Here is a 26,050-nt window from a genome sequence, read left to right as displayed (position 1 = left end):
GAAGGCGGAATCCTCTATGAAATCCATCGTATCTAAGCGCTGGCTGTTGGCCCGATTGTATGAACCCGACATAATCATTGCCGACTGCCGTTCCGTGCTCGGACAAGCCGGGGCTGGACGGACCGAATTTAATGAAGACCACATTCCTGGGGCGATTCACTTCGATTTGGAAGAAGACCTTACCGCTCCTCTAGGCGAGCATGGTGGTCGCCATCCACTACCTGATGTAGATACACTCGCTGCACGTCTGAGCCGTGCCGGGATCAATGCAGGTTCACGCATCGTCGCTTATGATGACCAAGGGGGGATGATGGCCTCCCGCTTCTGGTGGCTGCTGCGCTACCTCGGTCATGAGCAGGTATACGTGCTGGAAGAAAGCTACAGTGCTTGGAAGGAAGCAAAGTTCCCCGTTACGGCAGACCAGCCGATTCGCATTCCCTCGACCTTTGTGGCAAATATTCAGCCACAAATGCTCACAAGTATGAAAGAAGTACAACGTATATCCGAAGCTTCTGTTCCTGTTGGCTCCTATATCGGTTTTTCACCTATATTGATCGACTCCAGAGAGCGGCCGCGCTACCTGGGACTGGAAGAGCCTATAGATCAAGCAGCGGGGCATATCCCCGGTGCGGTGAATTTCTTCTGGAAAGAGGTCTTGGACGAAAAGGGTGCATTTAAAAATGCAGAGCAGTTGAAACAGCATTTTTCTGATCTTGATCAGGACGCTGAGATCATCGTATATTGCGGATCAGGCGTATCCGCCTGCCCGAATGTTCTGGCCTTGAATGAGGCAGGATTTAGTAATGTGAGACTCTATCCAGGAAGCTGGAGCGATTGGATCAGCTATGAGGAAAATCCGGTGGCGACCGGGGAGGAATAATCCGTTTTTAACGGATATAAAGGTTTTAAAGACAAACCCACTGCCTTAAGCGGTTAGACTCATGGCAGTGGGTTTGCTTTATTTATGTAAAGGATCTCTAGGTTTTTTTCGGAATATAGTTATCATTAGCTTTGCATACTAATTAAATATAGGGTTTAATTCCAACCACTTTTGAAGCAGTTTAATATCTTCATCTACATTTCTGATGACAGCAGAGTCTCCCCAAGTATTTGGAAGATAAGAAATGTATAGAGTGCCAATATTAAAAATTCTTCTGAAGGGAATAAAGAGGGTAATAGAATCTACTTCACTTTGGCTCATAGCTCTAACCTTGTTATATCCATTTAAGAATTGATATTTTCGTTCTTCTCTCTTTTTTAATTTCGTTTCGTCACATCCCATGCCAAATGGGAAAGCATACATAGATATGTCATATGCTCTCCATCCATTTCCACAGAAATCAAAATCAAAAAGGATAGGATTGCTGTTAGCGTCAACTCGGATATTCCCACTATAAATGTCGCCGTGACATATACCATATTGCGGTCTTTCAACAGTTAAATACTCTAGTTTATCGCTCACATTCTTTGCAACTTCCTCTAAAAAATGCAGGTCAAAATCATGAATGGTTGAGAACTGTCTGATAGCATCCATAGAATTATCTATAAATGAGGCAGCATCTAGATTCCATCGTTTTTTTCCAAGCTCACATTTGTCCCAAGCATTATGAATTGTAGCGATATAACTACCTAATCTCTCATTTAATTCAGCCGTTTCCTCAATTTGATTAAACTCATGTTTTCCAACAGACGTATATAGCACTCCATACCTTATCCCATTTGCAGTGTTGAACTGTGAAATAAATTTTCCATCATATCTTGTAACTGGTGTAGTGATTTTAATGTCTGATAATTTTAGGTGATTGAGCAAATCTACCTCTGCTTGTATTTCTTCCATGCTTCTGATCCCTTGACGGTATACCTTAAAGAAATACTCTTTTTCGTCTGCATTAACTCTATATATGTCATGTATGCCTCTATAAAATAACCGGCATTTAAGTAAGCCATAAGAAAAATATTCTCTTGAAATGTACTCACGAAGTGCATCGGCAGATAGTACAGATACCTCCAACGGAAAAATATCCAAATGAATATCTCCCTTCAATTTTATTTCTCATCGAATTTATCGATCATTTAATCCCTTTCCAGCGAGAATGTCCTGCATACATTTTTCAATCCTCGATTCCCGAGTTTTAGATTGTTTGGGCGCAGCAAAATGCATAATGTATGCTCTTTGTCGTCCCGGCGTCAATGCAGCAAAAGCAGTTTTCAAAGCAGGATTTTCATCTAATTTAGCTTGAAATTCTTCAGGAAAAATAAGTTCTGTATTCTTTTTAAAATCCACTTTCAAACCGGCTTTTTCCACTTCAATGGCTTCAATAATATAGGTTTTCAAGATGGTTTCCATCTCAACAATTTCTTCAATATTTGTGAACCGAATTTGGCGCCCCGCCTGCGTATCCTCCCCAGGTTTGATTAGAATACCATTAGGGTCATTTAACAAAGCACCTTTAAAAAACATAAGCGCACAGTGTTCTTTAAAGCCTTGTATTATAGCTATGTTACTATTCTGAAACATGTAACAAGGTTTACCCCACTTCAGTTCTTCAGTTAGCTGGCAGTCAAGCATGATTGCTCTCAACTTCTCCATTTCCGCCTTCCATTTGTTCACTTTTCCTAAATACACATCAACCTTAGGATTCATTTCCTCTCTATTTGTCATGTTAGCTCCCCCCTTATTTGTTTTTGCTCATCATGTTTATGTATAAATATTTACAGATAATCGATTTTCGATACGAATACAGAAGAAATCACGATATCAAGGGCAAAGCCGAAACGTATATTTTTATTATACGAATTCAGCCCATCGAAGAATAGCCGTCACATTGCTATATTTATTATATGTTCACCTCATCCCATCTATAAATTACATAACCCAAACTTCTTCGTTCACTTCTCTTGTCTTTATTTTCTCACTCCAACTCATTATTCTTGAGAATTCTACCGCACCCAATACTCCCCATAGCAATGGAAAGACTAGAAATATGGCATTTACTAAAGACAATAATATACCCATCCCTACATCATCCATTGTTCTTATTGATTTAAAACAAATGTGCACCACTAGTGTCAGACTAAATAATCCCAAGCCTATAATACTTACTATTGGTTTGTCTTGCATTCTCATTTTTTTATTCCCTTCGGTTCCAATTACATATAACGATCTGTATGCACGATGTCCTAGCGTTTAAGGACTAACAGTCCGGCTACCACTTGCGACAGTTAAGCGGTAGGATGTGTCTGTTGAATTACTTCCCCGAAATGGCTAATCAATATTTTGAACAACTATATATCTTAATTCATATTCTTGTTGTTTTTCTGCATGTGTCAGATATTCTTTTATGAAACCAGTTTCTAATATATTCAAACCATTAAAATGTTCAATTATATTTTCTTCAGTAAAGAAGTGAGCATATTTCCCTTTCTTGTATTCATATGTTCCTTCCTCAACTTTTCTACCCACACCATTATTAAAATCGCGATCAGAAAAACACGTAAAATACATCACTCCCTGTTCCTTCAAATGCATCACACAATTCTGTATCAGTTTTTTTCGGTCTTCCAACAAAAATAAATGTAATAAATCATAACAATATATGCCATCATACCTTTTGCTTGTACGAAACTCTAACACCGATTCTCGAATAAAATTCGTTTTTAAATCCCATTCTTTTGCTAGATCTATAGCTGAACTAGATATCTCAATTCCATCAACCTGAAAACAAGAAGAGAGCATCTTAGTATTTCTCCCATATCCAGCACCAGGAACCAATATATGATGTGCATTATTCTTTTTGAACAAATCTATAGCTTGCGTTACAGTTTGACTTGGTTCACAACCCCAAATCATTCCTTCTTCAGCAAACCTTTTGTTCCAATAATCTCTCATATTATTCACCTGCCTATATACTCACATAGCTCTTCTTTTAAGCTCATCAATCTGTCTTATATGATGTTGATCATGCCAGATAAAATCTCTTAAATAAGATATTACAGTAAACTTCCCGTCAACATATTCTTTAGTAAACTTATCATCTTCCATACTCTCTATGCTCTGCAATATCATGTTACGGTACTGAATAGTCATTTCAATTAATTCTTCCTTCGTTTTTGTTTTCCCATATTCAACAGCATCCTGATTAAATTGATTAAAATCAATATGTGTTAATGTCAAAGGCGTATTGTTTAATATCGGATGTATGGCTGCTTCATAAAAGTATTTATCCCACAGCAGTATATGACTTACGATATCGTGAACTGACCATTTATCTTCGGCAATCTTTATTTGCCAATCCATTTCACGAATCTCAGAAACAAAACATATCCATTCCTTGAACTCCTCTAGTAACTGCGACTTTTCATTCATGGTTTCCACACCCCTCTTTTCAGATTTGCGTTAGTTAGAATAACGTATTTGTATTCATGAACCCCAAAAGTGGGGTTTGCTAAAAATCTTTTTTATGAATTTTCCCGTTTCTTTAAGCACAATTCCTAGCTTCAATCTAAGATCCTCAACCCTCACTCCCTCCTCGACACGTCTCAAAAATTGATTAATTTCAGGTATCTCATAATTTTCCAACCAGTCGAGTCTAACTTCTTTTTCAACATTCCTGCCTGGTAAAAATCCATAAATCTCCGGTCGCCATGTGAGTTCATGTATTTTATCTAAATCTTCTAAAAGATATTCCCGAAGGATAATGTCTTTACATTCTATAGACAGGCTATACGTGGAATCCTCTTCAGAGTGCATGTTGACTCTCCTTTGATTGTATTGGTACTACAATGGATTCGCACTGCTTTCCTATAATGTTTCTATGTTCGCGAGATCTGTCGCTAATCGGATGTGTCTGGCTAAATCCATCTCCCAAAATTCCTCTGTCAGACTGAGGGCGTTAGCCTGATGTGTGAAACTTTTATTAGATGACTCCTTCCAGACTTCATTGTACTGACTTACACTAATTTCTTAGCTACAAAGGTTATACAATCCATTGATAGTTTCACGAGTTGTTTATTTCTTTCAATTTCATATTCCAGTTGCTTTACTAATCGTTTTTTAACTTCCCATCCAATGTACTGATGTCTTAATAATTCCATCATACTTTCAGTCGAGATATTTACTTCAAACATTGGCTCTAATTGTTGTACATCCTTCATTCTCATCTCTTTTATATTCGTTCCAACAACAATACAATTGGTTCCATTTATTTTTGTTCCTGTAGTCATTTCTTCAATCTTTAATTCCATTTCCCTTTCCGATCTTACATGCTCCAAAGCAGATACAGCTATTATAATGTCATACTCATCTTGTTTAATATTGAAGTTTTCAATATCAGATAATTTTGTTTCAATAAATTGTTCGACACCATACTCTCTACTATAATTCTCCAACTTATCAATAGCAGACTTTAATAAATCCACGCAAACTACTTTTCCTTTTCTAATCTTCATGGATTCAGCTATAGGAATACTATTTCTACCAATTCCAGCTCCTAAATCAAGCACCAATAGATTATCGTAATCTTTATATTCAGCTAGAAGGTCCAATACCGTTTGTACCGGTCTATGTAACCAAGAACCGGACTCAAACAAATTGTAATTGTCATAACAGATATCATGATACTTCTTCTCTTCTAATCTTATATTCTCTACCTTATCCAAGTTCTCACCACGAGCTTTCTGCATGTTTTATCTTTAACGTCTCTGTATTCACACGAACTCAAAGGGTTGTCTGCTGAAAATCTCTCGCCGAAATCCATCTAAGAGACCAAGCTCCATAAGGAGCCGCAGACCAAATATTATGATATAAGAAATCCATATTTTTTTGAGTCTAACATTCTAATGCCCACAATTAACCAGCTAAATAAAAAGAATATTCTGTACTAACCAAACCAGAAAATCACTCTTACATCTTCAGCATCCCCCAATTTTGATAATTTTGGAATTGTTTCATTGATGAACCCCGAACATGTATTCATAATATTTCTATATTCCATAAATTGATCACAATAATAATTTTCATCCCATTTAAAATTAATTAAATCCTTCAATAATAGCCAACTGTGGTCATAAAAGTCATCTTTATCCTCGAATGCAACTTCACTCAATTCAGGGGAAATATCCACAGGAAGACCTCTTGGCAAAGATATAAACTTTAGATTATAATCGTTCCTAGTATTCGATAGAATACTAAATAAATCATAGTTTCTATCGCCACTATAAAATTCATAAGGATCACTTGGTTTCAATTTAGCAGTCTTGTCTTCAGGATATAGATAGTAATCTGGGTTAACATTCCACTTATCTGCACTTACCCAAGTAGCAGTATCATCTAATTCTGCCTTACTCTTTTTAATTTTTCTCCAAGTACCATCAATCTGTTCATATTCGTCTCTGAAGTGCCTTTTCTCTACAAAAAACCAAATATCTGTGCCCATATAACCTCCCAATTATGTTTTTTGAATACATCCTACTTTTAAAGTCTCTGTACTGTACCAAAAGAAATCTTCATATTAGGCGCATATACTAACCAAGATTTATCACTGAACTCTTTAGAAAAAGTTGCTTCTGCTTCATATTGTTTTTGAGCTTCCATTTCGTTTAATCCTCTGGCCAATAAATTTTTGAGTACCTCTGAAATATCATTAGGTTCTTGTCCCAAGCCTTCTTCTTTCAAAGAACTATAGAGCATGTTTTTACTTTCCGTGTCCATGTTCTGATCAAGAAAGTTCACCTTATCGCTAACCCTACACCCTACATTTCTTAAGCCTAGCTAGCTTAGCATGATCGGTATTTGGATGCCTATATTTCCGTCCTTAGCCGTACGCTTATGATCTCTCTCATATAACTCCTGTAGAATCCCTAACCGGATGACATCGCTTTGTTCGATTCCGTCTAGATAATAATTCGCCATATTACCAATCCAATGCGGTTCAAAACAGATAACCATTCCATTATCCTGGACACTATCAAGCATCTTTAGTAGAACACTCTTTGGATTAGGCATATGTAATAAAAAAGCATGACTGACTGCTATGTCATACTTCTTTTCTAATTCCACTTTTTCAATAACACACTCTATAAATTCAGCATTATAAGAGAGTTTCGAAAATATTTCATTGGCTTGCTTTATTAATTCCATGCCTTTGTCAATGCCAGTATATGTTGATCCATTTGGTAGCAATGGAAGAAGCTTTAGTCCCAAATATCCAAATCCGCATCCATAATCTACGATCTCTACAGGTTTATTTATCTTCCACACCTTTTGTATAAGAAATTCCAAATAATCATCGTTATAGTACAACCAGCGGGTATTTCTTAGGTAATCAATTTTATTGTCCCAATAATATTCAGACATAAAAATCCCCTAGTTATTTTATTACGTCGCTTCTCCGATAACTTGCTCTAATGACTAAATTCCTTTCTAATCATGTCCTTCTTCTCATCTATTATTTCCTTTAACTTAATAGCCTCTTTTTCTGTTATTTCTCCATTTATTCTTTCAGCTTCTATTTCTTCTTTAATATCCTCTAATAAGGCTCTTGTCTGATATAACCTCAATCCAGTCCATTCAGAAATAAAAAAATCATCCTCTACCGTACCATCTAGATTGAAGATCAGCCTGTAATAACCTATATGATTTGTTCGATACTCGATTCTAATTTTCACTTCAACATACTCAAGATCTCTATTAATTGGGTCTAAATATTCCAAGCTCTTGATATGTAAGGAAACATCCTCTATTAAGATCTTTAAATAATCTTTATCATAATCCCAAAATAACTCATCAAATTGCTCAGGCTCCTCGAGCCTATAGTTATTTAAATTAAGCCAAAAAGCCTCTAATGCCCGACTTCTTATATTGTGTTTGTCTACCCAATCTCTTAGCTTTTTTACATCCATAAGATCCATCACTCCATAAAGTATTTTGCTGTATTTCAGATAAAGTTTCGTGGCTAAGGAAGCAAAAGCGACCACAGTGTGAATTACTTAATTCAATTTCCCTTTAGGCTCTACTCGAACTAGCACCTCTTCCATAGTCATCTCTGGGGTAATAATTATCGTTTTGTTTAGTTTTCGACTTAGGCTTTTTAGGAAGTTCATGAGTATATCTATTTTTTTCTCTGAGTCTATCTGTATTGGTGAAATATCAAATTCAATAACGCTTCCTTCATAAAAATACCCACAAATATCAATTTCACTATATTCAATAGTTATCCCAATACTTGCTTCTTTTTTAATTCTTAACAATTCAGCAATATCCCTAATTCTTGTAATTAGCCCATCTATAGTCACTCGATAATTAATTTCGTTACTTTCCAAATACTCAAAAATTATAGCCCATATTTGGATGTCTGTATCCAATATATAAATGTCCCTTAGACTTCCATCTTTAAAGAATACTTCATTCGCTACTTCATCGTAATTCATGCAAACCTCCTAACACTCCGCGTTTCACCTAACGTGCTTATATTTCACGAGTCCTCACTATCTATTTGCTTCTAATCTTCGTTCATTCTATCTGCTCGTATCCAACTCATTTCCTCAATGTTTAATAATTCTTTAAACTCTTCTACTAATTCATGCTCAGATTCTAATTGTGTATAGTAACTATTATTTAAAATATCGCCTAATTGTTTTATTCGCTCATGATCCAGTTCAAAAAATCTAAATGTTTCTAAATTGCAATTTGTAAACTGTTTTGCTATTTTCTCATTGTATTCATTAGATCTCAGAACTTCTTCAATTAATTCAATTCTGATTTTGTCCCCTCTAGGGTCGACATATAAAAATTCAATGTGATCTTCCTCTGGATATCTTTCTTCTGCAAGCTTAATAATTGAAGTATCTAATAAAACATATGATATATGAAGACTTGCTATCTCTTGTGAATTGTAAACTACACGGTATCCCCAACAGTGATCTTCAAAATTATAAAAATATAACACTGGGATTTTTTCTGAAATTTGAAATAGGCTTTCCGGAATTTCTTCACTTTCTTCTGTGTCTTTGGTTATAAAAACAAACCATTTGTCATTTAAATCCTCCGCGTATACAGGATCATGCTTAAGAATTGCCTCTTTATATTTCAATAGTGATAAGCTTCCTGAAGTCAATTCACTCATTGTTTAGCTCCTTTTTAGTCATATTTCACTAATACTCTCTTCAAATTTATATTTTGTTAATTTATTTAATTCGATCACTTGTTCTTGATTAAAATAGCCCACTAGGCAGCCTTGATCTAAAATTGAAATATACAATTTCATGGATTGTTCAGTCTGTGTTAACTCATTAAATTTCTTGAATATCTCCATATCCAACCAATCATCATCTACTTTCATTTCCCATCTTATAAGTTCATTCTTATACTCAAAAGAGACCCATGCAGTACTATTCTGAATATCTACGTAATCCGTTATCTTATTTAATTTAAGTTTTGTCATATTCCCTAATCGCATTATTACTCTTGCATAGTCTCCATGGTCCTCAATACATTCAGCATCCAAATACCAAATTTCATCAGATACATTTATAAATTCACCATTGACTTCAACTTCTCCACCTAAAGTAAGTAGTAGCAAGTTGTAGGGATCTTCTTCATATTCACTTCTTGTAGTTTCTTCTAAAAGTAATTCTTTTTTTAAACCTGATCTCATGAAGATGCCCAATTCAGAAAGTTGGTTTAGTTGATCTTCAAATATTATCTTCTTTTTCTTAAATAAACCAAACAACTTAAACACCTTCTTTTTATAGTTTGCATCCCTTTCCTATAACGCTACTGTATTCATGAAGCTTGCCAGGGGTTGTCAGACCTGATTGCAGACCGAAGCTCCGAAGGGGCACAGCTCGAATATATTATGTTATCTGATGTTGCTACTACTTAGAATTAGCATTCAAATTATTAATCTGTTGTGTATTTTCTATTCTTAGTTTTTCTATGTGTTCATTAATTATATTTTGTCCTTCAATTGAATTAAGAAATTCTCTCACCTCATTATCTATTGCCCTTCTCCTATTATACAAAATGGATTGTTCTTTTTCGGTTTTAAACCCAATTAGTGTAATTGCTATACCCAAGCTAATTAGTGTAAAGGCGTCGCTAAAAGTATTAACTTCTTTGACAGAAATATTGATCTTTATATTAGGTAAAACGATTATAGCAATCACCGCACATCCAAGAAATATAGAACGTAAACTGAATAAAAATTTACTTAGCATTAATCCTTTCTTTATCCATATGCATTCAACAATAAATTCCAGCAAGTCATATAAAATAAGAAAGAACGCTGCAATTGAGATATATAACAACCATTTTCCAGTAGCATTCATAAAAGGGGTTAGTCTTAATACTGATAAAATAATAAAACCAACTCCAGTTATCTTAGTAAAAGTTGTGGTCAAGATACTCTTCCTCCTATTATACCTTTTAGGCTTTAATAATCGCAGATAACATTCTTGTATCTACAAACTCTCACTGGCTAAGTGACGCCAGCCCTGGCCGTGATGCGGTTAGGCAGTGGGTTGGCTGCCTAAATCCGTTTCTACAAAATACCTCGGGCAGACCAAGGAGTGTCAGTTACGCAGCGTATATATGTTGTTATCTGATGTATGATCTTCTTCAAATACTCTCTCTAATATTGTGTTCTCTGTGTTGTTGATTCCTTTAACCATTCTTTTAATCCATCTGTACTTATATAAATATCAGTTCCAATTCTAATAAGGGGAAACATCTTACCAGAATATGAACCAGTAGTCTTTAATATAGTCTCTTCACTAAATATGATTGTTTTTACTTGGGGTTCAGTTATATTCAAGTATTCAGCTGTTTCTTTGATTGTCATTAGTGGTTTATATTCTTTTTGATTTGTTCCGTCTTTATGCAGCTCTTTGTCTCCAGTATGACTAATAAACAAGCCACTAATAACAATTGATAAACCTAATATGAAAGAACTAATTATTGTACTTAGATTTAGTCGCTTCATTGCCCTTCTCTCCTATAAATAAAAATTATCCATTTAGTCGTATTTCAGATAACGTTTCTGCATTAATGAGCCCCGTCAGGGGTCATCTGCTAAAATCCCTCTTTGAGATAAATCTCATTTGGCAGACTCAGGTCGAAGCGTGAATTATTGTTATCAGAAGTTCATTTCTTCCGAAATACTCCCTAGCTGTTGACTCTATATATTCTTTATTCTACTTTTTTTGTATTATTCAAGTCGATCTGTTGCATGCAACTCATTATTAAAACTACCAATAAAGAAATTATAACTTCCCATTTCAATATTAATAATGTTTCTGGATCAGGATGCAATATACTTTGAGAGGATAGCCCCCAATTCATGTAGTTTAGGGCATGCGATAGTAATGTTGAAATTGATATTAATATCCAGTTCTTTATAAAGTAATAATTGTTATGATCTTTATTGAACCATCCATTAATGACTACCAAACAAAAAGGAATAATTATGGTTGTTCCCATTGCAGAAAAGAAAGTAACAATCCATAATTCTTCAAAAACATTTATCAGCATCCAAATAGGAAACAAAGTTAGATGAAATATAACTATTGGCAATATGTTAATGGTAAAAAGGTTTCTTCGTATTATTGCAACTAGCTTTGTAATTTCTATATCCCTCTTTCTATTGTGTTTTGAGCTAAAGAATTTCTAATTTTTTATAATAGTTTGTAATTTATCTATAACTTCATTCCGATCTTCACCGTTTACTTCACATACTCGAGCTGCTAAAGTTGGTGCCATCCATTCCTCAAGGAAATTGGGATTCATTCCAGATAGCATTAAATACTCTCTTAGATACTCTCTATTAAAAAATTCACGATATTCTCTCTTAATTAGCCAACCGGGAGCATTAGACGGTAGTGCATGTGATTGAATCATCATTGAAGTTCTAGTAACATCTGCCGCTTGATTACCAACCAAAACATTCATCCAATCAATAATTATAGGTCCCTTGGATGAAAGGATGATGTTGCCGGGATGAAAATCATAATGACAAAGTGCATTACCTCCAGGCAATGTATTAAGCACATTTATAACTATTTGCTTCTCATATTCTTTAATCATTTCAGCAGTATTAATTTTGTTGGTTAATTCAGTTTTTAGATTTGAGTTCATTTTGATCTCAATGTTATGCAATTCAAAATGAAGTTGCGCCATTAGCTTAGCATAATGAGAAATACTTAATTTCGTTGGATCTATTTGTTTTAGCATTGTTGGCCCATCAATTTTCTCATAAATAAGACACGACGTGCCCTTATACTCCAACAGGCCAGAATAATTAGGTGCTCTAAGATTTAAGTTATTTATAATCTTAGCATTTTTTGCTTCCTTTTTTGCCTCGTGCATTGAGTGGCTCTGATTATGAAAAATCTTTATTACTTCGGTTTTCCCCCATTCATAGACACTTGCAGTATTACCAATACCAAGTAATTCACCTATCATAATTTGCCCCTTTCTTCGCACAACAGGACGTTGCGTTTGCTTTCTCCAATTAACATTCCAACGCTTTGCTTGCTTCTGTTAGTTCATTATTGGCCTCTAAATATTTTAATATTTTTTCAATATCATCGTGGTCCATTGTGTTCGCTATAATTAGATGTTTAATATTAAACCCTGGTATTTTCATTTCTTTTTTAAAGTAATTCACTAATTTTTGAGGGGTTGTCACCAAACTCCATCGTTCACTTCCATCCGAAAAAGTATGGGTCACCTCCACCAAATCAAACTCCTTTGGATCATCATCAAACTTCCATCTTTCTAAATAAGGCACTTCTATATCTCCTTCGATAAAATGAGCTTTTGATATCCAAACTGCTTTTCCATGGTTTCCAGTAATTCTATACTTGTCCCTATCTTCTTTTTTTACGATGTATTTATTGCCCCTTGTAAGTGCATGAGCATAAACGCCTATACTCATACAAGTTATGATTGTTCCCTCCATCAATTCACTTCCATACCATATTTAATTTAATGAGGTTTCGCATAACGTTCCTCTACTTTTTCAACAACTAGCGGATAAGGGGTTGTCTACTGAAATGCCTTCTCAAAATCCATCTCGCAGACCAAGGTATCATAGGAGATGCTGCTTGAATATGATGTTAAGTGATGTCTTTGCTTCTTCGAATCAATGTACATTATTGTGTATCTATTATTCCAAAAGTATCATGAATGACTCTTTCATAGTTTGCCCATTCAAAATAAAAGGGACCTATATTTATTGGTTTGTTCTCATGCTCCGATTTGAAATCCTTCCATATTACAATTTCTTCTTCCCTGTCAATTTTCACTGAGATATAACCACACTCTTCATCTCCACACCAAGGACATACAAGTATTGGATATCTATAGTACATATGCTCATGTGGTTTCTTTAGTAAAAAGTATTGAATCATTTCTTTTTGTTGATCTTCGCTTCCCCATCCTAAGGATGGAACCAGATCGTGTTTCTTGAGCATTTGGTAAAGTGATCTTCCATCAATAATTAAATCTGCAAACTTTGTATTTTTATTTCCATCTTGTTCTGGGTCAAATTCATCATATCGGCTGGAAAGTTTAGTTTGTAGAGTATTTATCGTTGTCATTGGTTCCTCTCCTTGTTAATTATATTACATAGATTTCACTTAGCCTTCTTATATTCACGAACCCGCACCACTGGAGTAGTCGGCGCGATGTGGCAAGTTAGGACAAGGTTGTTCGTCTGAGCCTCATCGCAGCGTGCATATTATGTTCTGTGCTTTCATTACCATCTACAATTAAACTAATAAACCTTCAATTGTTGCTCATACTTATAATTATTAATTGAAATTTGCTTTGGATACATTGTCGGTGCACAAAGGTTATTCAAAATTCCCTGTCCTTCATGGTAATTAATAAAAATACTAGACTTATCATAAAGTTGTCTGAATAGTACTCTGATTTTATCAATATCATTTGAAGTAATTTGAACTCCAATTCTAATCAAATCTAATTGATCATATGGATCTTTAAATGTATCTATCAGTATAAAATGGCTTGAATCCTTTTTTGAATTAAAGCACATCACCAGTATTAACTGAATCATTAAAATATCTCTCGTAAATTTGTTTTAATGGAAAATCAATTTTCAAAATACTTACTATTTCTCTAATTAAAAAATGTTCTTCAAAATAGTCGTTATCATCATCAGGATAATTAATCAGCTCTGTTATGGAAAGGGTAGCAAAAAAATGGTATTTCATTTCTGTCACTCCTTTTGGCAATAATTGTACATAGCGTTTTCATATTCATAAACATCACTAACTTAAAGGTAGAAAACTAGCGCGAGCACTTAATCGGTGCAGGAGTGTCCAACAGTCACTTCATCGCCTGATGCTCCCAAAACCAAGGATCGACTTGCCTTATCCTTAGCATAGAATATTTGTTAGACGAAGCATTGCAACTTCTTCGAACCTAATTTAATCATTGTTCTAATGTGCTCGCTCTTTTATCTCTTTAATTACTCTTCTATATTTTTCTACATCATATTGAAAATTCAAGCCATGCGTATTCATTATGCTCTTTAGACCATCAAATTTATGTATTAATTCTTCTAAAAAATCGATTATTTGTATCCAAGTGAAAGCAAATTTATTAGAAGTCTTAACGAATTGTTCCTGAAAAGGCGATTGCTCAGTTACCCAAAACAATCTATCATCCTCATGACTGACTTCAACATAGTATCCGCCACAACCAAATATACCGCAAGTACAAGTGAACATAGGATACTTTCCTGGACAAATTAATGATTTTAAAAATTCGTCTTCAACAAACACTTCATCTTCGTCCAATTTATTTCCGTTTATATATAAAGCTATCCTCCAATCAATAATATGGACCATTCGCCCAGAATGTCTTGTTATATTTTTGTATTCTTTTCTTATGTCAATTTCCATATCTACTAACAGTACATCAAGTCTATTTTCATCTGTTTTTTTTAAGAAAATCGTCTTCATCGCTCTCCCCGAACTTCATTGTATAATCACAATATTTCGCCTAACGTTTCTATATTTCGCTGTCTGCTCTGGCTTCTTCAAAATCTCTCTGGCAGACAAGAGCTCTGCATGACCTGAAGCATAAATATTGTGTTATATGATTTTTTTACCGTCTCTATAAAACACTTGCAATTCTTAATTCAGCCTCCATTATTGCAAAGTATACATCCATGGCAATTTAAATAGATATCATGTTTTTCGCATTTAGGGTATCCTCTTGGGATTGTAGGATTATCATCACACTCTTCAATTTCTGTCCATTCTATATAATTATTCATGTCAACATCTTCTTTATTAAATGCTTTAATCATTAAGCCAAATTGATTCAAACAATTAACAACCCAATCTTGTCGTGGTTTATAGCTTAATTTCTCCCACCCTAAGCCATCTGCTGCATTTGAAATAGTATCTAGTATAAAATCTTTCTCACTTTTAAAAGAGTCTATAGTCCAAGGCATTTCATCAATATCAAAACCAACTGTTCCTATTCCAACTGCAGGCTGATCCCTTTGTGCTAGCCAAATAATTAATTCTTTTTCTCGATTCGTTTTAGCTAGTACTGATCCGCTAATAGCTAGAACTTCAATAAAGACTGATGTTAATCCATTTGACATACCTATGGGTTCAACTAAATCATTTAATTCTTTTGGTAATGAAATGGTGTTCGCCATACTATCCTCCAACACTTTTCAACTTGCTTTATATGGTGATTTAACACCTCTGTATTCATGAACCCCAAAGGGGTTATCTGCGAAATTCCTCTTCGATATCCATCTCGCAGACCAAGGCTCCATTCGGGAGCCGCAACTTGAATATTATGTGATTCGATGTTTTTCCTTCGAAAACCTTATTGAACCGATATCTACAATTCTCTGTTTAAAATAAACTCAAAATCTTCATCAGATACTAAATGATTATCTTTTATAAATGTCTCTAACTCATTTAAATAATTATTACAGAGTTTGATATATCTATCTCCATATTGATCTTGAATCTTATTTGAATTGGTTTCTATATTAATGATTTCTTTACGTGCTCTTCTTAAAAACAAGATTGAACTTGTATAATTGTCACTTAGACATAAAGAAATTGAATTATTAATATAGCAAACCAAGCCATAGAATACAGAATTTCTTCTTAAGCCTGTCCATTGCTTGTGAATCTCTTCTGTATTTAGTTTTTTGGCTAACTCAAAGACATGAGAATTTAAAAACATCTGATATTCCTCCATCTTTAAGCAGTTTTGCATAACTTTTCTGTATTCATGAACCCTGTCAGGGGTTGTCTGCTGAAATTCCTCTTCGATATCCAGCTCGCAGACCAAGGTTCCATAGGAGCTAACGAAACATAACTTCTTCGATTCACTTACAAAATCAGCCCTTTATGATCCTCGCCTTGGAGCTGTTTAAAATTCTCAATCAACTATCTATAAGTAATTCTCTTAATCGTAGACAAAATTGCTTCGCATGAAAATGCCAACATTTATTTGTAATCATAATCCCTTAATGATAGTTCTTGAACAATTTTTCTACTGTCCTTTATTCTTAGAATTTGCTTCGGTTTATCATATATCCGACCAAGCTTTATACAATATTCAATTAATATGGATTTTATTAAAGGTCTATATAAGTTAATGTAATAACATTCTTTCCAGTCGAATGAAATTTCAATAAAAGAAGTTTTATACTTCCTTGAATAAGCTCTAAATAGTACCTCATAAGGTTTCTCGTCAACAATACAAATGAATTGATAATGTCTAACAATGATTAGGATTGCTTTTTTTCGAAATACTTTCATCATTCACCTCAACATTACTTTATCAGCAATTATGTCTAATAGCGTTCTTGTGTTGCTAAACTCGAGAAGCTTAAAGAAGCGTAGCGACTGGCTAGCTTCGGTTCTTAGCCTCGCAGGATTGTTCACCTGACTTTCACTTTCAGGAAAACGATGTTATGTGATACCTCTAGTTCTTATTTAATATATTCTTCAATCCTTGTTTAATACTATTTGATCTCGTCTATTCTGGATTACTCTATTAAAAAATTTCTGTAGTCTTTTAAAGTCAATGCCTTTTTTAGTTCTATATTGGAAGAAATACACCACATATATTAGCACTCTCTTCTTAAAATGCTTTTTACATTGATTTCCTCAACGTTAATTTTTGTTCAACTCCTTTGTCAGTATTATTTCCAGAGGCTCGTTCTCAAGCATTAAACATCCAGCATCTCTATATCCAAGCTTCCTATAAAAATGTTGAGCTCCTTCATTCGACTGTGTTGAGGTCATGACCATCTCAAATCCCTTTTGTTTCATTAATTCCTCCCAATACTGGACAACTTTTTTACCAATGCCTGTTCCTCTGTACTCCTCATCTATCCATATCATATTCATAAATGGTGTGTTGTCCCAAAAAAATCCGTATCTCATCCAACCTATTTCTTGATTGGATTCTCTAATTATTAGAATTTCATTTTCTTTTATTTTTGGTCTTATCAGTGTTTTATGTATGTGCTTGTCTCTTAACGAGATATACTCATAATCTGATTCAATTGCAAAATCAATCTTCATTGTAAATCCTCCCTTTCATGCTTTTCATTAAATATCTTCTTGGTAACACTTAGCACTGATGTCTCATAACGTTGTACATTACATAAGTTTATAAAGTCTTTTCAAAAATGTATAAGTCACCTTCTTCTCTAACTTTGGTAAACCCACACTTTGAATAAAAGTGATGATTCTTCACACTCCAGCTAGGAGTATCCAGCCACCATTCAGTGCTATCTGGAAATTCACTTTCAATTTTCTCCATCACCTTCGTTCCGATTCCTTGATTTTTAAAATTTGGATCAATAAAGATTCTTCCTAGATTATGCACTCGATTACACTCTACAAATATCATAGCTCCCCCGATTATTTCTCCATTAAAGAGTACCTTGAAATATTCGCAATTCTGCATCATTTCTTCTTGCCAACTTATGGAATCATATCCTATGGGCCCAACGGTTCCATTAATATTAAAATGCTTTGATTCATCCTCAAAACTGGCCTTTTGTATTTCAGCAAGTTTTTGAGCATCATTTTTTCTAGCTTTTTCTAATGTCAGCACCCAACATACCTCCATTATTTTCTATTTTTTATTTTTTCTTGCACAGGTTTCGTCTAACCTCCTCATATTCATGACCCCCAAAGGGGTTGTCTGCTGAAATCCTCCTCGAACTCCATCCCAGCAGGTCAAGGCTCTGTGAGAATTCTTAAGCTTGAATATTATGTTATCAGAAGTTACCGAACTTCTTCATTATGCATTCAAAATCAATCTGCAATTTTTTGACTCCAAACTGAAATCAGTGCTTAACGTAAAGGATAAGGATGAAAATGGAATAACTTCGTCAAATACTAACTTTTAAGTCGAGCTTTTTTATTTTAAAACTTTTACATATTGGAATTATCTCAAGAATATAATCGTATCGATTAGAACAATCAAAAGAGTGTAATTATGGCATATATGATTAGATATAGAAATTTTTCCTTTGAAACAGTAGCCTTTCGGTAGCAAAAAATTTAGTCCATGGTCGATTTTGTGGTAGGAAATAAGTCATAAGGAGATGTAGAAATGGCTGTGATGCTTGAAGTAACATTAATCGGAATTTCTTATGGGCACAACTTGGATGGAGGGTCATTAGAAATATCCGGTGATCTTTATGTGAAAACAATAAATCAAAACCAGACGGAAAAAGAATCTTTTGTTATGTTTTCTACAAATACACCTGTGACAATAGGCGTTGGAGAGATGTATAGAATTGGTACAGCGGTGAGAATTGCTATTTCTTATGATCAACCCACAATATTTGCTAGGTATATAAGACTTGGTGGTTTCTTAAGCATCGGAAGTCCTAAGTATATAGATATAGACTATGTTTATTCTGCAGCTACTCAATATTATAGGGTTATTTTTCCTAATCAAGATGTTAGTAAATCTGCTGTAGCTCAATATTCGATTAGATGGTTACATTATATTTGACACTATTGCTCTAATATTAGTATAAAATGGAAACATTCCTTTTTATTATCTTCATTATGGGTGTCAGTCTCAAACAAGCCTCTACATTAGAGGCTCATCTGGACGATATTCGTTCGTGTCCCTCGACACCACAGTTCAGCAAATTCCAAAATTGTTCAACCATGACCGCTGACGGATATGGCATTGAACGGGTAATCCACCATTCCAATACCCCCACTGCTGCTGAAATTAAAAATTGCACCGTAATGTCCCTGTTCATTTCCTGATCGAGGTTGATCGAATCCAGATGCTCGCTCAGACTTTGCCGAAACATTGTCTCCATTTGGTTCCGAAAAACCGTACTTCCCTTGTTCGTCAGCATTCTAAAGTAGAATGAAGCATGCTGCTCCAAATATTCAAACGTGCGCAGTAGTGCTGTTTTGGAAGGGAGATGAAAGAAGTTATCTTCAGACATACAATTGCGTAGTAACTCTTTAATTTGAGCTTCCATGCATTGATCGCGCAGATCGTACTTATCAGCGAAATGCAAATAAACCGTTCCGCGATTGACATTCGCTTCCTCCGCAATTTGATTGATCGTAATTCTCTCGAATTCCTTTTCAGACATCAGCCTCATAAAAGCATCAATAATGGCTTGCCTCGATTTTTGAATACGCCTGTCCATATCCTTCTCCCCTTTGTACCATCCGAAAAAATGAACATTTGGAAGTCCTATGTTGAAAAATCAACAACCACGCTTGTTTTAACCATTGAACCCCATATACCGCTCTGATACATTCACTTTATAAAATTTATGTTGATGATTCAACATATGTTCAATTTTAGAGGAGCTGTAATCATGAAATCTATTGTTTTACAATCTTTGGAATGATTTAAATCATATTGAATTAGGAGGGTTTTAAAAATTGAAACTTACAGGAAACACGATTTTTATTACAGGCGGTGGTTCAGGGATTGGACGTGCGTTAGCAATAGCTCTCCACAATCTTGGAAACAAAGTTATTATCTCCGGTCGACGTAAAGAGCGTCTGGAGGAGACGATCAAAGCGAATCATGGCATGTCCGCAGTAGAATTGAATGTACAAGATCCTGCCAGCATAAAGGCGGCCGCCAAGCAGTTAATCGAAGAATACCCGGATGTTAATGTCTTGATTAACAACGCCGGCATCATACAGTCTGATGACGCGGCGGGCGTGATTGATGAGGATGTTTTGATTTCGACTGTCACGACAAACTTGCTAGGTCCCATTCGGTTGACTTCTGCATTCATCGAGCATTTGAAGTCCAAAGAAGAAGCGGTTGTCATCAACACGACTTCAATACTTGGATTTGTACCATTAGCGACAACTGCTGTATATTCCGCGACGAAGGCAGCACTTCATACCTATACGCTGTCCCAAAGGTACTTGCTTAAAGACACATCGGTAAAAGTAATAGAAATTGTACCCCCATGGGTTCAAAGCAACAACGATGAACCACGGGCGATGCCGCTTGCTTCATTCATTGATGCAACAATAAAGATACTCGGCACGGATACAGACGAAATTTTGGTGGATGAAGCGAAAATGTTTCGAAATAACCCTGGCCCGAACGAAAATGTTTTTGTGACCCAGCTTAACGATATGATGAATTCTGAACCTCCAAAGATCCATTGATCCATCTGTAATTTAATTTTCAAAAATTTAAGTGAACATGAAGTAAACACTCATCTCCGTCTACTTCATGTTCATTTTACTGCAACTTGTACGTGGAATAAGAAAAAGCGCCAAGCGGTCACACCCATGTTTATTTCTTAAATAATTTTGTTGATTTCACATAACGTTGGGTATTCCCGAAGTTCAAACAGCTTAAGGCACGTAATGCCGGGTGGCTCTGCCACTTAGCTGGTTGAGTTTGTCCGGTGAATTTGCTTTTCCGAAATGCCTCTTCTGGATCAAGGGTCGGGCTTGTCTCGGCCCGATGCTTGAATGTAATGTTATACAAAGGTACCATGAATTCATTGAATCTACTTAGAAATCCTGTTTAATTCAACATCACCATTCTCTCCATTCTTCTGTAATATCTTGATCTTCCTCAATTTCTAATCCAGCTAGTCTTGCTGCCTTATCTATAAATTCAGCCAGTTCTTCACGTTCCATCGTTTCAATAAAATAGTCGTTCTTTTCATTCAATTCATTAATCGTAATTACAATTTCTTCTACAGCCTTCATAATACCTTCAGGATGTTTAGTTTCTTGTAATAATATTAATTGGTTTAGATAGTTATTCAGGACTTTATCAGACATTAATAATCTCTCTTCCGTAAAAAGGTCATCTCCGTATTCAACCATTCTTTTGTTCCACAATTGAGTTGGTTTTTCATTAAATAGGTCCTGTAATGTCATTGGGCATATCCCTCATTTTCTTGTTTTTGTTTTAATAGATTTTTAAAATTGTTGCATAGTATTTCGCATATGAGTTTGCTTACTAACTTGCTTTTCACTTCACTTATCTAATTTTTTCTTTGATTCCTCTTTTTTCATCTGTTAGTACACCCTTAATGAAAGACCAAGTACGGTCAACATCTGGTCAGTACAATTGGCTTGGAGGGTTTATTCCCTTCTAAGTCTCAGATAATAAAAACCCACCTTCGGCTCTTAACCTTTAGGTGATTTTTTACCTTCTCTTGTTGTTATTGAGGCATGTTAAAAATGCAAGAATAGATGTCCAAAATAGTAACATTAGAGTCATCGCATCTTTTACTTCCATGGTCTCACTTTTCGAAGGAAAACCATGCCCACCCAAGAGTCAATTGTATCTATATTTTACCTGTATTCACATTAGCAAACAAGTGTTCTCATTTATTTTCTTGTATTTTTCTTTTATTCTATTTGTTATCCATCATTTCTAGCATATAACGTTTCTGTGTTCACGATGTTCCTCTGATTTATGCGAACGAAATGAGCGGCCGCCGTGCGTATGTGTCCGCCTGCCCCCACTCCCTGGCAATCCTCTTTGCCGGAGCCCCTGATGCGTGGATATGATGTTATCTGATGGATTGGCCATAAAAAACAGTTCAACTTTCCCTCTATGACAAAAGGCAAAGATGAACTGTCTTTAGTTCCTGTTAAAATCTCTATGAGCACAAGTAGCAACTTCTTCCCCCATCAAGCCAACAAAGCCTGAGCGATCTGATCCACAATGCCATTGATGCCTGTGGGTCCATAACAGCCGATCCATGTCGCGGCATCGACCGAGTGTATGTGCTGGCGCTCAACGGTATCAAGCATTCCCCAGACACGTTGTTCTGTCGCAGATATTCCCTCCTGCATGAGTTCATGGCTAAGCAAGAAGTAATGGCTGGCATGTACAGCCGGTAGTCTGTCAACTGTGATGTGATAGGCCGTGTCGGAGGTATCTGCCACAAATAACGGAACAGGCAGACCTAGATCATGGTACAGCACAGCCCCTGTACGATGAGAGGCAGAATGCACGCGAACCAGAGAATCCAGCGGACGGATCAGTGCCACGCTCTTGCCTGCCAGAACGGGAGCAAGTTCTTCGGACAGCAATGTGGTTCGTCGGTGATAATCCGCTATAATACGCTTTGCCTCTTCTCGTTTGCCTGTCAGTTCACCGAACAGAGTCAGAATAATCTGCCAGTTTTCATTGCGCTTAAACATGAGAACTGGAGCGATCCGGCTTAACTGTTCATAGTGCGGCTCATGTACCTCGGTGCAAATAATTAGATCCGGAGACAGTCGTTCCACTGCAAGCAGGTCGGGGTACTCATATGTTCCGAGTAATTCAGTATTCTGAAGTCCTGCCCTGATCGTTTGAGGGAAATGTAACACTGCATTGCCTAGTCCTACACTACCTGCTGGAGAGAGCCCCAGCGCAAGCAAATGATCGGCATATTGCACATCGAGTACAGCGATACGCTTCGGAGGTCCGATAACATGGTATTCCCCTCGCATATGGCATATCACCGAGCCTTGGGCCGACTCATATGAAGAAGCTGTGCGGTTCCGCTGCAAGGAATGAGCATAGTCTATATCTGTTTTCGAAGCGGCATCAAGCCTATAACGCAGCGGAGGGACGCCATAATATTTCTTAAACGCCCTACTGAAATAATACATGTCGCGATAGCCCATTCTGTCAGCAATTTCACCGACGGGAGTATCCGTGTAACGCAGCATCCGCGATGCACTCTCCATGCGCAACTGAATGACATACTCAGTCAGTCCGAGCTGCTTTTCTTGTTTAAATCGTCGCTGCAGCTGTCTTAAGCTGCATCCAGCAAGGGTTGCCAGCTCTTTAAGCTCCAGATTCCGGCGATAATGCGACGCTATATATGAAGCGACAACATCCACCATGTCAGACGCTTCTCCTCCATGACCACGTTCGTAATCCATGATTAGTTCGTAGATCATACCCTGAAGCAACGCATTGGCATGAAAACGTTCCATCCCTTCGCCACGACGCCATTTGGCAACGATTTTTTCTGCATTCTCAATCCATACTGCTTGGGTTACCGATTTTTGCACAAATGAAGTGCGCAACGGGTGTTTGCGATATGAAGGCAAAACAAGAGAGGCTCCCTCCATGGAAGAAGCCTTGTACATGATCACGATATAATAAATGTCGTCTGATCTGGCCGTCAGCGTTAAGGATGTCTCCTTAACAACATGACCAGCAAAAGAAGCTCCAATGTGGCAAACCTCACCATTCATTGCAAGCTCCCCTTCCCCTCCGTATGCCAGCAACAACACATTCGAAGTTAATTCCGTTTCGCGAAGAACACTGCCTGTCTGCAAAGTACCGCTATACTCGTCAAGCATCTTGATCGTTGTATCACTCCATAGACTTGTCTGTTCTTGTAGCGGCATTTCTCTCATCTCCTGACAATAGCATCCTTTGCTAGAGTGACTCGCATGACTGGGCTTAACCAATTAACTACAACCAGACCTGTTAGCAAAGTAAAATTGTTGCTGTTGTCATTTTAATTGAGATTTATTCTCATTGTCAATTTTCGGACATTTTCTGCAATATTCCCCTGATATCTGGTAATAAAAACAACAGGTGGTACGCTTGCTTTTCACGGCTGGAATGCTGTCCTTATTTTTTGTGAACCGGGTGAACGGATTTCTTTTTACACCGAACAAATGCCCGGGCGCACCTTGCGTCAGATATGAAAAATCTGCCTGGATGTGCTGACTTTCTTGCTCAGTATTGTCTACTTCAGGAGTATATAATGGGACAATGCGTATCATGATATTCTCCCAAAGGATACTCATCGAAAGAGGAGCAATCGCAGCAAGCGTCTTTAACAGCGGTGCAAGGTGTAACGCAAACATCTCCTTTACCACCTTTTCCCGCCACACTTCCCTGTCTCCAGTTAGTGCTTCTGCCCGAAGCCCGTTCATAGCCAGAAAAGGAAAACGCGTCTCCCCCTCATTAGCTGTGAGCATCGGATGATAGAGAAAGCTGTTGTCTAGCCGAAAAGAAACATGCTGATGATGAACGCTCATCGCGGTCAGTAACGGAGCAATCCACAGGTAGCCGATTCGCTTAGCTAACATCGAAGCAGCTACCCTCATGTCAGGCGCACCAATATACTCTTGAAGCCAGCTTAAATACTCTCGGCATGCAGCTTCTTCATGTAGTTGACTCAAAGCAATAATACGGACATTATCTTCAGACGGCTCACCAAGCCGAATCGAGTGTTCATCCACCGTTTGCTGCCATAAGTCAGTCGATAGATAATGGTCCATTTTAATTTGATCCCAACAGTGCTTCGGATGCCTGATCTACAATAATATTAATTGCAAGTGGGCCATAATAAGCGATCCAAAGTGTAGAATTAACATCATATGCACGGTTATTTTTGACTGCATCAAGGGATTTCCATACTGAACTGCTATCCAAAGCCTCCGCCTCTGCCGCAAACAACTCATCAGACAGAACAAAATAATGATCTGCTCCAATCTCAGGAACTTTCTCCATCGAGATTTCAACGGAGGTATCATCTTTGATCTTCTGGACTAATGCAGGCATTTTTAAGCCCAAATCCTCATACAGAATTCCGCCCGTTCGATGCTCAAGACCATGAATACGAATGCCTTCTTTTCTCGGACGAATAAGTGCTACCGTTTCCTCTCCCAATTTCTCCGACAGCTTCTCCTTCAGTCCTGCAATTTTGTCCTCATAAGCCTTACGCACAGTTTCTGCCTCTGCCTGCTTACCTGTGATCGCAGCCACCGTAGCTAACGTATCTCGCCAATCCTCGTAGAAGTCAAGTACGATTGTGGGTGCTATTTTGCTTACACGCTCATACTCTTTCTCTTGAAAATCAGTCATTAAAATAAGATCCGGGTCCAATGCTACAATCGCTTCCAGGTTGGGCTTGTCCCGTGTACCTAAAACCTGTACGTCACCCGGCTTATCGCCTAAATATTCTGGAAATGTTGTATTGCCTTCAGCGATAACACTGCCTGCCGGTTGCTCGCCAATGGCTAGCAATTGATCCAGAAATTTGACATCAAGCACAGCAATTTTCTTTGGTTTCTCGTTAAGCGTATACTCACCCTTCTTATGCGAGATCGTAACCGGGAAAGCTCCGGCAGTCTGAGACGCTTCATTTGAAGGCGTTTCCGTTGGAGTTGTAGCAGACGACTCATTGCCGTCATTTGTACCTGCTCCGGCACCGCAAGCCGTCAGTACAAGAACAAGGGCCAGCATCCAGCCCATTAAAAATCGTGATTTATGGTTAGCATGTGCCATGCTTCCGGCAGCTTGCCTCTTTGTTCCTTTATTCATGGTGAATCCTCCTTATGTATGATAATGATTTTCATTATCGAAATATAAGGCGAGTATAATATATCTCCACATCGCGTTACCATGTACTTTTGCGACATTTCAGCCGGACTAATGCGACATGTAAACCGCTTACCCAACTTTAATTTTTCTGCAAATATACAATTGCAATTTGTAAATGTCCGAGTATGGAATATAAACTCCCGTAATCGA

31 protein-coding genes and 1 pseudogene are annotated in these 26,050 nt (G+C 36.8%); 3 read left to right on the top strand and 29 right to left on the bottom strand.

The window, feature by feature from the left end:
* The first annotated feature begins 16 nt into the window (after positions 1-16).
* Positions 17-880, top strand: coding sequence for a sulfurtransferase (locus tag ACXHJ1_RS14915; protein ID WP_017428242.1), 864 nt, complete (start codon positions 17-19; stop codon positions 878-880).
* Between the two features lie 138 nt (positions 881-1,018).
* Here ACXHJ1_RS14915 and ACXHJ1_RS14910 read toward each other — a convergent pair whose 3' ends face one another.
* From ACXHJ1_RS14910 to ACXHJ1_RS14795, 24 genes and pseudogenes are all read right to left on the bottom strand, one after another.
* Positions 1,019-2,026 (bottom strand): phosphotransferase enzyme family protein, encoded by a 1,008-nt coding sequence (locus tag ACXHJ1_RS14910; RefSeq protein WP_457904859.1) that lies wholly within the window; start codon positions 2,024-2,026, stop codon positions 1,019-1,021.
* Between the two features lie 36 nt (positions 2,027-2,062).
* Positions 2,063-2,662 (bottom strand): YdeI/OmpD-associated family protein, encoded by a 600-nt coding sequence (locus ACXHJ1_RS14905; RefSeq protein WP_457904858.1) that lies wholly within the window; start codon positions 2,660-2,662, stop codon positions 2,063-2,065.
* A gap of 204 nt (positions 2,663-2,866) precedes the next feature.
* The gene (locus ACXHJ1_RS14900) at positions 2,867-3,127 is read right to left on the bottom strand and encodes a hypothetical protein (protein WP_090889548.1); all 261 of its coding nucleotides are present in this window, start codon (positions 3,125-3,127) and stop codon (positions 2,867-2,869) included.
* A gap of 138 nt (positions 3,128-3,265) precedes the next feature.
* Positions 3,266-3,889, bottom strand: a complete 624-nt coding sequence (locus ACXHJ1_RS14895; RefSeq protein ID WP_457904857.1) for a class I SAM-dependent methyltransferase — start codon at positions 3,887-3,889, stop codon at positions 3,266-3,268.
* Between the two features lie 21 nt (positions 3,890-3,910).
* A complete protein-coding gene (locus tag ACXHJ1_RS14890) occupies positions 3,911-4,366 on the bottom strand; it encodes a DinB family protein (RefSeq protein ID WP_107733240.1) in 456 nt (151 codons plus the stop codon).
* A 54-nt stretch (positions 4,367-4,420) separates the two neighbouring features.
* Complete coding sequence (locus tag ACXHJ1_RS14885) at positions 4,421-4,750, bottom strand: hypothetical protein (RefSeq protein WP_457904856.1); 330 nt, start codon at positions 4,748-4,750, stop codon at positions 4,421-4,423.
* 200 nt (positions 4,751-4,950) lie between these two features.
* A complete protein-coding gene (locus ACXHJ1_RS14880) occupies positions 4,951-5,682 on the bottom strand; it encodes a class I SAM-dependent methyltransferase (RefSeq protein ID WP_457904855.1) in 732 nt (243 codons plus the stop codon).
* Between the two features lie 197 nt (positions 5,683-5,879).
* Complete coding sequence (locus tag ACXHJ1_RS14875; protein ID WP_457904854.1) at positions 5,880-6,434, bottom strand: hypothetical protein; 555 nt, start codon at positions 6,432-6,434, stop codon at positions 5,880-5,882.
* 38 nt (positions 6,435-6,472) lie between these two features.
* Positions 6,473-7,354: pseudogene (locus ACXHJ1_RS14870) on the bottom strand (class I SAM-dependent methyltransferase).
* Between the two features lie 47 nt (positions 7,355-7,401).
* Positions 7,402-7,899, bottom strand: coding sequence for a hypothetical protein (locus ACXHJ1_RS14865; RefSeq protein ID WP_017428251.1), 498 nt, complete (start codon positions 7,897-7,899; stop codon positions 7,402-7,404).
* Positions 7,900-7,986: 87 nt separating this feature from the next.
* Positions 7,987-8,427, bottom strand: a complete 441-nt coding sequence (locus ACXHJ1_RS14860; RefSeq protein WP_420539094.1) for a protein export chaperone secb — start codon at positions 8,425-8,427, stop codon at positions 7,987-7,989.
* A 71-nt stretch (positions 8,428-8,498) separates the two neighbouring features.
* Complete coding sequence (locus ACXHJ1_RS14855; protein WP_290404830.1) at positions 8,499-9,122, bottom strand: hypothetical protein; 624 nt, start codon at positions 9,120-9,122, stop codon at positions 8,499-8,501.
* Positions 9,123-9,140: 18 nt separating this feature from the next.
* Positions 9,141-9,737: a hypothetical protein gene (locus ACXHJ1_RS14850; RefSeq protein ID WP_243208191.1), complete on the bottom strand. Its 597-nt coding sequence runs from the start codon at positions 9,735-9,737 to the stop codon at positions 9,141-9,143.
* Between the two features lie 136 nt (positions 9,738-9,873).
* Positions 9,874-10,398, bottom strand: a complete 525-nt coding sequence (locus tag ACXHJ1_RS14845; protein ID WP_017428255.1) for a hypothetical protein — start codon at positions 10,396-10,398, stop codon at positions 9,874-9,876.
* A 230-nt stretch (positions 10,399-10,628) separates the two neighbouring features.
* Positions 10,629-10,979, bottom strand: coding sequence for a MerR family transcriptional regulator (locus ACXHJ1_RS14840; RefSeq protein ID WP_019688133.1), 351 nt, complete (start codon positions 10,977-10,979; stop codon positions 10,629-10,631).
* 683 nt (positions 10,980-11,662) lie between these two features.
* Complete coding sequence (locus tag ACXHJ1_RS14835) at positions 11,663-12,457, bottom strand: phosphotransferase (protein ID WP_107733237.1); 795 nt, start codon at positions 12,455-12,457, stop codon at positions 11,663-11,665.
* A gap of 49 nt (positions 12,458-12,506) precedes the next feature.
* A complete protein-coding gene (locus ACXHJ1_RS14830) occupies positions 12,507-12,956 on the bottom strand; it encodes a hypothetical protein (protein WP_107733236.1) in 450 nt (149 codons plus the stop codon).
* A 193-nt stretch (positions 12,957-13,149) separates the two neighbouring features.
* Complete coding sequence (locus ACXHJ1_RS14825) at positions 13,150-13,596, bottom strand: oxidoreductase (RefSeq protein ID WP_107733235.1); 447 nt, start codon at positions 13,594-13,596, stop codon at positions 13,150-13,152.
* Between the two features lie 447 nt (positions 13,597-14,043).
* Positions 14,044-14,232, bottom strand: coding sequence for a hypothetical protein (locus tag ACXHJ1_RS14820; RefSeq protein ID WP_107733233.1), 189 nt, complete (start codon positions 14,230-14,232; stop codon positions 14,044-14,046).
* 228 nt (positions 14,233-14,460) lie between these two features.
* Entirely contained in the window at positions 14,461-14,985 is a 525-nt protein-coding gene (locus ACXHJ1_RS14815; RefSeq protein ID WP_107733232.1) for a hypothetical protein, read from the bottom strand.
* A 179-nt stretch (positions 14,986-15,164) separates the two neighbouring features.
* Positions 15,165-15,695, bottom strand: coding sequence for a hypothetical protein (locus ACXHJ1_RS14810; protein WP_107733231.1), 531 nt, complete (start codon positions 15,693-15,695; stop codon positions 15,165-15,167).
* Between the two features lie 191 nt (positions 15,696-15,886).
* On the bottom strand, positions 15,887-16,240 hold the full coding sequence (locus tag ACXHJ1_RS14805) for a hypothetical protein (RefSeq protein ID WP_025365442.1): 354 nt from the start codon (positions 16,238-16,240) through the stop codon (positions 15,887-15,889).
* Between the two features lie 938 nt (positions 16,241-17,178).
* Positions 17,179-17,592, bottom strand: coding sequence for a GNAT family N-acetyltransferase (locus ACXHJ1_RS14800; protein ID WP_076157288.1), 414 nt, complete (start codon positions 17,590-17,592; stop codon positions 17,179-17,181).
* A gap of 88 nt (positions 17,593-17,680) precedes the next feature.
* Positions 17,681-18,130, bottom strand: a complete 450-nt coding sequence (locus ACXHJ1_RS14795) for a GNAT family N-acetyltransferase (protein WP_107733230.1) — start codon at positions 18,128-18,130, stop codon at positions 17,681-17,683.
* 504 nt (positions 18,131-18,634) lie between these two features.
* Here ACXHJ1_RS14795 and ACXHJ1_RS14790 point away from each other — a divergent pair.
* Positions 18,635-19,042 carry a hypothetical protein gene (locus tag ACXHJ1_RS14790; protein WP_107733229.1) on the top strand — a complete coding sequence of 136 codons (408 nt, stop codon included), beginning with the start codon at positions 18,635-18,637 and terminating at the stop codon, positions 19,040-19,042.
* Between the two features lie 94 nt (positions 19,043-19,136).
* Here the strand turns inward: ACXHJ1_RS14790 and ACXHJ1_RS14785 are convergent, their stop codons facing one another.
* Positions 19,137-19,706, bottom strand: a complete 570-nt coding sequence (locus ACXHJ1_RS14785; protein ID WP_107733228.1) for a TetR/AcrR family transcriptional regulator — start codon at positions 19,704-19,706, stop codon at positions 19,137-19,139.
* 241 nt (positions 19,707-19,947) lie between these two features.
* On the opposite strand from ACXHJ1_RS14785, the gene ACXHJ1_RS14780 reads away from it, so the two are divergent.
* Positions 19,948-20,697: an SDR family oxidoreductase gene (locus ACXHJ1_RS14780; RefSeq protein WP_107733227.1), complete on the top strand. Its 750-nt coding sequence runs from the start codon at positions 19,948-19,950 to the stop codon at positions 20,695-20,697.
* 378 nt (positions 20,698-21,075) lie between these two features.
* Here the strand turns inward: ACXHJ1_RS14780 and ACXHJ1_RS14775 are convergent, their stop codons facing one another.
* From ACXHJ1_RS14775 to ACXHJ1_RS14760, 4 genes are all read right to left on the bottom strand, one after another.
* Entirely contained in the window at positions 21,076-21,426 is a 351-nt protein-coding gene (locus ACXHJ1_RS14775; protein WP_025365449.1) for a hypothetical protein, read from the bottom strand.
* A 762-nt stretch (positions 21,427-22,188) separates the two neighbouring features.
* Positions 22,189-23,910 carry a helix-turn-helix domain-containing protein gene (locus ACXHJ1_RS14770; protein ID WP_107733225.1) on the bottom strand — a complete coding sequence of 574 codons (1,722 nt, stop codon included), beginning with the start codon at positions 23,908-23,910 and terminating at the stop codon, positions 22,189-22,191.
* Positions 23,911-24,018: 108 nt separating this feature from the next.
* Positions 24,019-24,795, bottom strand: a complete 777-nt coding sequence (locus ACXHJ1_RS14765) for a (2Fe-2S)-binding protein (RefSeq protein WP_107733224.1) — start codon at positions 24,793-24,795, stop codon at positions 24,019-24,021.
* Between the two features lies 1 nt (position 24,796).
* A complete protein-coding gene (locus tag ACXHJ1_RS14760; RefSeq protein WP_107733223.1) occupies positions 24,797-25,840 on the bottom strand; it encodes an ABC transporter substrate-binding protein in 1,044 nt (347 codons plus the stop codon).
* Between the last annotated feature and the right edge of the window lie 210 nt (positions 25,841-26,050).

It is taken from the genome of Paenibacillus sp. ALE2 (assembly GCF_054113385.1).
The sequence above is the reverse complement of the archived record's forward strand: the minus strand, read 5'-3'. Positions and strand labels throughout refer to the sequence as shown.